A 7,264-nucleotide genomic window follows, 5' to 3' on the forward strand; every position below is an offset into this window, starting at 1 on the left:
AGGCCCTGGTGCGGAGTGCCGGCCCTGGGCTTGGGGGCCGGCGCTGCGCGATCTGTTTCGTGCCGTCGCGGACGTCCGTTCCTTCGCGCATATACGTGGCCCCGCTGACGAATCGAGAGTGACTGGGCTCCAAGACAGGTCACACCGTCCGACGGCCAGCCGCCGAGACGTACTTCAGTGTGAGCAGCGCGGCCGCACCGTAACAAACGGCTGTTATGAGGAAGGAGGAGCGCGCTCCCACGTACCAGTTGTCGGGATGTGCCAGAGCGATGCCGATTACAGCGACGCCGACCAGTCCACCGAACTGACGGTTCGTGTTGAGCATCGAGCTGGCGATGTTCGCGTGCTCCGCGCCCGCGGACTCCATCAGCACGAAGGTCATGGCCGGCGCGCTGACACCGATACCGAAGTTGGCGATACCAACGGCCGCGGCCAGCATCCAGTACGGCGTGGAGTCGCTGATACCGAGGAGCGCCGCGGACGCCACGCCCGCGAGGGACAAGGCGGCGATCAGTGGCCGGCGCACGCCCCAGCGGTGGCTGTACCGAGCGAATGTCAGGTTACCGACCAGCGGTCCAGCCATCATGGGCAGCATCTGAACTCCGGCCAGAAAGGGCGAGGCTCCTCGCGCGTTCTGCAGGAAGAGACCGAGCATGAAGATCCCTCCCATGAGCCCGAAGTTGATGAGGAACCCGACGAGATTGGCTGCGGTGAAGCGGGATTCGCGGAAGAGGTCGAGCGGAACGATAGGCGCTGAGCTGCGGCGCTGTTGCACCACCAGCGCGACGAGAAACACGACGGCTGCTGCACCCGACAGGAGGACGGGGACCGACGACCAGCCGAACGAGGGCCCCTCGATCAGCGTGAAGGACAGCGCCACGAGCCCGAGAACTCCCAGAGCATTGCCCAGAATCCGGGGCCGGACCCGCTGCGCCGGGATCGCGGCGATGTATCGCCTGGTCAAAAAGATACCTACGACACCGATCGGCAGGTTGAACACGAAGATGCTGCGCCAGCCGAGCGTGCCAACCAGGACTCCCCCGATTACCGGCCCCAGCGCCGTGAACGTGGACACGATCGCCGTCCACAGACCCACCATGCGGGTCCGCAGCTTGGGATCAGGGAAGGAGTTCGTGAGCAGCGTCAGTGAGGCCGGCATGAACAGGGCGGCTCCCGCCCCCTGGATCACTCTCGCGGTGATCAGCGCCAGGCCCTTTGAGGCGACCGCGCACGCGGCTGACGCCGCTACGAATACCACCATGCCCTGAAGGTAAATCTTCTTGGCCCCAAAGCGATTTGCCAGCGAACCAGCGAGGAGCAGCAGCGACGCAAAGGTCAGTACATATCCGTCGATTACCCATGTGAGCTCGGAAAAGTTCAGGTGCAACAAAGTCCGGATCTTCGTACCGGCTATGTTTACGACGGTGGTGTCGACCGTCGCCATGACAAACCCGGCCGCGAGAGCAGCGAGCTTCAGGCCGGGCCCGCCGCCTGGATCGGTTTTCTGGCCGACCGCGTCTTCAGTGGCCTTGGCGCTCGCCGCATCGCTGGGCATGGTCTCCTTCTGTCGGATCGATGTCGTCACCTTTTCCACCTGCACGAGGCTCACAGGCGTGAATCCGCAGTCGCGTACCAGGTCCGACGTCACGTCGCGAGCACGGTCGTCGTCCGCGCTGACCCCCATGGCCCACCGGCCCGGCTCGGCGAAAGCACGTGTGGTCAGCAACTCTTCGGGGATGTGCGTGAACGAACGTGCAACGAGGCTTCGCGGCCTTCCCGGCCAGCCACTACAGCGGAGCGCGACGAGCTCAAGCGGTGTCGTAGGCATGTACACGAGCAAGGGGAGGGTTCAGGCGGGGCTCGACCCCATCAGCGGGGGCAAGCCCAGCCCGAGGACGGCCGGATCAGTCGAGCTTCAGCGTCGGGTTCCGCAGATCGAACCACGTCGCCAGGTCGAGCGAGCGTTCCAGCACCGTCCGCTGCTGGAGGGTGATGGTGTCCCTGTCCGCCTTCACCGCCTCGCTCAGACGGTCCCGGCTGCACAGTGCCAGCGCCTGGTCGTCGCGGTCGAGCAGGTCGGAGACCTGAGACTGCACCGCCGCGAGGTACTGCGGGTCGAAGCTGCTGGGGTAGCCGCTCTTCTTGCGGTCGGCCACCGACCGCGGCAGCATGTCGCGCGTCGCCGCGCGCAGGAGGCTCTTCTCCCTGCCGTCGAACGCCTTCAGCGACCACGGGGTGTTGAAGACGTACTGCACGAGACGGTGGTCACAGAACGGGACACGCACCTCGAGCCCGGCCGCCATGCTCATCCGGTCCTTGCGGTCGAGCAGGGGCTGCATCTTCCGCGTCACGTTCAGATAGGAGACCTGGCGCATCCGCTTCTCCAGGCCGGTCTCGCCCTCCTTCAGCGGGACCTCCTTCAGGGCGTCGACATAGTGGTCCTGGACGTAGGTGCGCAGGTCGAGCCGGCGTGACAGGTCGTCGTCCAGGAGGCCGCCCGCCTCGAAGAGGGAGCCCTTGCCCGCGAGCCAGGGGAAGGTGTCCGCGTAGCGGAACCTGTCGTCGTGGAACCACGGGTAGCCCCCGAACAACTCGTCCGCCGACTCCCCGGAGAGCGCCACCGTCGACTGCTCGCGGACGGCCTTGAAGAGGAGGTGGAGGGAGTTGTCGCGGTCGCCGATCCCGTTGGGGAAGTCCCGTGCGCCGACGGCTGCTCGCCGTACCTCCGGGTCGGCCAGCGCGCTGCCGCGGAGCACGATGTCCCGGTGGACGCTCCCCACGTGCTCGGCCACCGCGTGCGCGAACGGGGTGTCCCGGGTGGGGGCGAGGTCGATCGCCTTGAAGTTCTCCTCCTGGTTCGGGAAGTCCACGGCGAAGGTGCGGACCGTCTCGCCCCGCTCCCTGAGCTGCTGGGCCGCCAGGGCGGTGATGACGGAGGAGTCGAGACCGCCGGAGAGCAGCGTGCAGCGGGGTACGTCCGCGACGAGCTGCCGGGAGACAATGTCCTCCAGCAACTCCCTGACGTGCGCGACGGTGGCCTGTCGGTCGTCCGTGTGGTCGCCGGCCTCCAGGCTCCAATAGGGGTACTCCCGCAGCCCGTTGACGTCCGTCACGGCGACATGGCCGGGACGCAGCTCGCGCATCCCGTCCCAGATCGCGTGCCCCGGGGTCTTGGCGAAGGAGAACATCTCCCGCAGCCCGTCCAGGCCGACGACGGCGGAGCAGAGCGGGTTCGCCAGGATCGCCTTGGGCTCGGAGCCGAAGAGGACGCCGTCCTCGGTCTCGTAGTAGTAGAACGGCTTGACGCCCAGCCTGTCCCTGACCATGACGAGCTTCTCGGTGCGCGAGTCCCAGACCGCGAAGGCGAACATGCCGTTCAGGTGCTCACCGATCGCCTCGCCCCACTCCACATAGCCGCGAAGCACGACCTCGGTGTCCGAGTCCGTGGTGAAACGGTGCCCGCGGCGGCGGAGTTCGTCGCGCAGTTCGGTGTAGTTGTAGGTCTCTCCTGAATAGACCGTCACCACTTCGCCGTCCGCGGTGTCCACCCGCATCGGCTGCGCGCCGCCGGGCAGGTCGATGACGGCGAGCCGCCGATGGCCGAGGGCGGCGTGCCGGCCCGCCCACGTGCCTCGCGTGTCGGGACCGCGGTAGGCCATGGTCTCGGTCATGGCGTCGAGGACCTGCGAGTGCTGCGTCAGATCCCGACGGTACGAAACCCAGCCGGCAATACCGCACATGGGATCAAACCTTCCCTCGAAAATAGTTGCATCAAGTTCAACCTCGGTAACCGGTGCCGCCGTCCGGTGTCATTCCACCTGGATCACGTCCGCCGGGCAGATGGCGATGGCGTCCTCGACCGCCTCACGCACGTCGTCGGAGGGCGCGGGGTCCAGAAGGATCACGATCCCGTCGTCGTCCTGGTCGAAGATCTCCGGCGCGACCAGGACGCACTGTCCCGCGCCGCAGCAGTTGTCCGTCTCGATCGAAATTTTCATGGTTCTCCTCCTCGGGTCAGGCCCTGGTCGCTGATCGGTCACCAGGTGACCGGAAGTGCGTGGCAGCCGTAGACCAACATGTCGCTGCGGAAGGGAACATCCGCGAATTCCACCGCCAGACGCAGCTCCGGAAAGCGGGCCAGCAGCGTGTTCAGGGAGATCTCCAGCTCGGCACGCGCCAAGGACTGGCCGAGGCACTGGTGCACGCCGTACCCGAAGGCGATGTGGTGCTGGGCGTTCCGGCGTCGGATGTCGAACGTATCGCCGTCGGGGAAGTGATCCGGGTCGCGATTGGCCGAGGCGACGGCACACACGATTCCCTCGCCCGCCTTGATGAGTTGGCCGCCCACTTCGACGTCCGCGACCGCGGCCCGCCGCGGCCCGCTGCGCGTGATGCTGTGGAAACGCAGCAGTTCCTCGACGGCTCCCGGCATCAAGGAGGGGTCCTTGCGCAGTTCGTCGGCCGCGTGGGGATTGCGGATCAGTGTCAGCGCGCCGAGCCCGATCATGTTCGCGGTGGTCTCGTGCCCGGCGATCAAGAGCAGCGTGGCGGTCCCCGTCACCTCTTCCCGGGTCAACTGGCCTTCGCGCATCCGCTCGTGGACCAGCTCACTGAGGATGTCGTCGCCCGGGTCCGCCTCCTTGCTGGCGACGAGGTGGCCCAGGTAGGCGCGCAGTTCCTTGCGGGCCGTGGCGCGCTCGTCCTCCGTGTTCACCCGGGAGAGCACGGTGGCGGTGATCGACTGGAAGAGGTCCCGGTCTTCGTACGGCACGCCGAGCAGCAGGCTGATGACAAGGGACGGAAGCGGGAGCGCCAGGAACCTCACCAGGTCCACGGACCCGTCGGGTCCGTCCTTGCGTTTCTGTTCCTCCATCTCGTCGCACAGGTGGTCGGTGATCTGCTGGATGCGAGCGCGCAGCGCGGACACGCTCTTCACGGTGAAGGAGTGCGTCAGCATTCTGCGCCGGCGACTGTGCTCGGGAGGGTCGGTCCGTATGAGGCTGCTGCCTTCGCCGGCGGTCACCATTCCGCTTCGGGGGAATCCCGGAGCGTTCACGTCGGAACTGAACCGGGGATCCGACAGAGCGCCGCGGATGTCCGCATAGCGCGTCAGCAGCCAGGCCCAGCTCCCGTCGGGCAGCGAGACACGACTGACCGGATGTTCGATGCGCAGTTTCGTGTATTCCCGCGGCGGGGAGAAGGGGCAGCCCGGCGGGGGTTCGGCGGGCAGGGGGGCGAGTGTCTTCGATCGATCCACGTCAGTCCTTACGTCGTTGTGTCCTGGCACGAACTAGCGAGTGCCCAATGGAAGCCGCCCCGGTGTTGCCGTGCCGGGCGACCGGCATGTGCAGGTGCGCATCGCTCCATCGGCCTGATGCGGGAGGCGGGACGAAGCGGCGGATCCCTTCCGGTGGGACGGACAGGTCCGTCAGCAAGCCGTGAACGGCGCGCGGGAGTTCCCGTGTCACGTAGTCACGGACCTCACGCCCGCGCATGCGGAAAGAGTGCCCGCCACCGGCGACGGTGTCGGAGGAGGGCGGTTTACGGCTCCCGCCTGCCTCGATGCCGATGAGGTCGAGCAGTCGGCTGTCCGTCGCCACGCTTCCACCGAGGAATCTCCCGCGCACACGGCGTTCACGTCGAAGGCGGCGGCACGGTCGGCGCCGAGCAGACGCTGAACCACGGCGGCGACAGGGGGTTGGTCTGGTCGGGTGTGGAGAAGGCGACGATGATCCAGGTCAGCTCGGTGGGCCGGACCCCCGCGTTCTCCAGGGCGTGGGGGCCGGCCTCTGCCGCCAGATCCGACGCCGCCTGGTCGTCTTCCGCGTAGCGGCGCTCAACAACGCCCGTCTCGCGTTCGATCCACTCCGGGGTGACACCGGTTGAGGCCGCCATTTCCTGGTTCCCGACAGTACGCTTCGACAGGAACGAACCCGTGCCCAATATCCCGACACGCCCTGCGGCTGCCCCGGACGTGCTCAATCCCACATTTCCTCAACCGTGTCCGGCACCGCACAGGGTGCGCTCGATTTCACTGGCGACGTCCTCCTGGGCGTCAACGAGATAGAAGTGACCTCCGGAGAAGACATCCAGCCGGAAAGATCCCTCCGTGTGATCGGCCCAATGGTGCAGTTCACCGACTTCCACCCGTGGATCCGAGAATCCCGTGAAGCCGCGGATGGGGCATTTCAGAACGGGGCCGGGTACGTATTCGTACGTCTCCGCGGCGTGGTAGTCGCTGCGGATCGCGGGGAGGAACATCTTGAGTACGTCCGTGTCGCCGAACATCTCCGAGCCGGTGCCGTCGAGTGCGCGGATGTCCTCCGCTATCTCCTCGTCCGAGAGCCGGTGCAGTCCCGTGTCGACGTTGCGGTGGGGGGCGGGTCGCCCCGAGACGAAGAGGGCTTCGGCACCTTTTCCGCCCGACTGCAGCCTCAGTGCGACCTCGTAGGCGAGCGTTGCACCCATGCTGTGCCCGAACAAGGCGAAGGGGCCGTCGAGTCGCGGGCCCACCGCCCCGACAACGCGGTCGGCCAGCTCGTGGATGTGCGGGACATTGGCTTCGGACCTGCGGTCCTGACGCCCTGGGTACTGCATGGACCACACGTCGATTTCCGGGGCCAGCCTCTGCGAGAACGGAAAGAAGAAGCTGGCGGATCCGCCTGAATGCGGGAAACAGAGCAGCTGGTATCGCGCCTCAGGCGAAGGGTGAAACCTGCGCACCCAAGCGGTTTCTTTAACGGGGTTACCAGCCACGCCGCCTACTCCAAATCGTTCTGCACAGTGAACCGGGCGAAGTCTCGCGTTTGCACATGATGCCCGGATGGGGGATCGACAGCAATCCCCTACTTTCGCCGGGTGGGTCGGTAGGGGGGACAGGTGATCCGGTCGCCGGCGGTAGGGGATTTCCGGGAGAAAGGAGCCCGCCTAATCTCTGGCCAGATGGGCGTGCACTGCCCCACCTCGCACTCGCCCCCGGAGGAAACCACGTGAAGGAAATAGTCGATGCCATCGTCTCCACGGAGGCGACGTCCAACGACTACGCGGCGCTGCCACTCCCGGACAGCTATCGAGGCATCGCCGTCCGCAAGGCCGACATCGGGATGTTCGATGGACTGGACTCGGAGGTGAAGGACCCGCGCAAGTCCCTTCACCTCATGGAAGTCCCGGTGCCGGAACTCGGCCCGGGCGAGGCCCTGGTGGCCGTCATGGCCTCCTCGGTCAACTACAACTCGGTGTGGACCTCGATCTTCGAGCCCCTGCC

Annotated in this window: 6 protein-coding genes and 1 pseudogene; 1 reads left to right on the forward strand and 6 read right to left on the reverse strand. The window is 66.6% G+C overall.

Annotated elements, in window-relative coordinates; genetic code table 11:
* Positions 1 to 139: 139 nt before the first annotated feature.
* From ACWDEN_RS42740 to ACWDEN_RS42765, 6 genes are all read right to left on the reverse strand, one after another.
* Positions 140 to 1,726, reverse strand: coding sequence for an MFS transporter (locus tag ACWDEN_RS42740; protein WP_351614987.1), 1,587 nt, complete (start codon positions 1,724 to 1,726; stop codon positions 140 to 142).
* Positions 1,727 to 1,904: 178 nt separating this feature from the next.
* A complete protein-coding gene (asnB, locus tag ACWDEN_RS42745) occupies positions 1,905 to 3,740 on the reverse strand; it encodes an asparagine synthase (glutamine-hydrolyzing) (RefSeq protein WP_450863354.1) in 1,836 nt (611 codons plus the stop codon).
* A 69-nt stretch (positions 3,741 to 3,809) separates the two neighbouring features.
* The gene (locus ACWDEN_RS42750) at positions 3,810 to 3,998 is read right to left on the reverse strand and encodes a ferredoxin (RefSeq protein WP_351614993.1); all 189 of its coding nucleotides are present in this window, start codon (positions 3,996 to 3,998) and stop codon (positions 3,810 to 3,812) included.
* A gap of 38 nt (positions 3,999 to 4,036) precedes the next feature.
* Positions 4,037 to 5,257 (reverse strand): cytochrome P450, encoded by a 1,221-nt coding sequence (locus ACWDEN_RS42755; protein WP_450863356.1) that lies wholly within the window; start codon positions 5,255 to 5,257, stop codon positions 4,037 to 4,039.
* Between the two features lie 377 nt (positions 5,258 to 5,634).
* The gene (locus ACWDEN_RS42760) at positions 5,635 to 5,895 is read right to left on the reverse strand and encodes a hypothetical protein (protein ID WP_351614999.1); all 261 of its coding nucleotides are present in this window, start codon (positions 5,893 to 5,895) and stop codon (positions 5,635 to 5,637) included.
* Between the two features lie 99 nt (positions 5,896 to 5,994).
* Positions 5,995 to 6,756: a thioesterase II family protein gene (locus ACWDEN_RS42765; RefSeq protein ID WP_450863358.1), complete on the reverse strand. Its 762-nt coding sequence runs from the start codon at positions 6,754 to 6,756 to the stop codon at positions 5,995 to 5,997.
* Between the two features lie 233 nt (positions 6,757 to 6,989).
* On the opposite strand from ACWDEN_RS42765, the pseudogene ACWDEN_RS42770 reads away from it, so the two are divergent.
* Positions 6,990 to 7,264, forward strand: a pseudogene (locus tag ACWDEN_RS42770) (crotonyl-CoA carboxylase/reductase); the annotation flags it as partial.

The organism is Streptomyces sp. NPDC001153 (genome assembly GCF_053598315.1).

Coding starts and splice junctions, on each gene's coding strand:
- ACWDEN_RS42760 (WP_351614999.1), bottom strand. CDS start 5,895: ATGGCGGCCTCAACCGGTGTCACCCCGGAGTGGATCGAACGCGAGACG.
- ACWDEN_RS42750 (WP_351614993.1), bottom strand. CDS start 3,998: ATGAAAATTTCGATCGAGACGGACAACTGCTGCGGCGCGGGACAGTGC.
- asnB (WP_450863354.1), bottom strand. CDS start 3,740: ATGTGCGGTATTGCCGGCTGGGTTTCGTACCGTCGGGATCTGACGCAG.